At 72.5% G+C, this 517-nt stretch carries 1 pseudogene; it reads left to right on the top strand.

Features of this window, described 5'->3' with window-relative positions:
- A pseudogene (locus FB586_RS19630) lies at positions 1–517 on the top strand (ATP-dependent DNA helicase RecG); the annotation flags it as partial.

The following is a 517-nucleotide window of genomic DNA, read 5'->3' as shown; positions in this document are numbered from 1 at the left end:
TACAAGAACCTCGCCGACCGGCACGAGGCCGAGTTCGGCACGGGGAGCCGGGCGCTGTTCACCGGCAGGGCCAAGCAGTTCCGCGGCGGCTGGCAGCTCGAGCAGGCCCACGGCTTCGCCATCGACGGCGAGGAGGGCGCGATGCTGAGCAAGCTGATCCCGGTCTACCCGCTGACCGCCAAGCTCTACACCTGGGACCTCCAGAAGGTCGTGACCGCGGCGCTCGACCTGGTGAGCGACGTCCCCGACGTCTTCACCCCCGAGCTCCGCGAGCGCTTCGACGTGCTCGGCGTGATGCAGGCGTTGCGCTGGATCCACGGACCCGACGACTGGAGCCAGCTCGGTGCGGCGCAGAAGCGCTTCCGCTTCGAGGAGGCGCTGGTGCTGCAGCTGGTGCTCGCCCGCCGGCGGGCCGTGCACCGCGCCCAGGGCGCCCGCGCGCGCGTACGCCGCGACGACGGCCTGCTCGCCGCCTTCGACGCGCGGCTGCCCTTCGAGCTCACTGGCGGCCAGAGCG

Origin of the sequence: Cellulomonas telluris (assembly GCF_004886325.1) — a bacterium.
Lineage (GTDB): Bacteria > Actinomycetota > Actinomycetes > Actinomycetales > Cellulomonadaceae > Cellulomonas > Cellulomonas telluris.
This window is presented reverse-complemented; position numbering and strand designations above follow the sequence as displayed.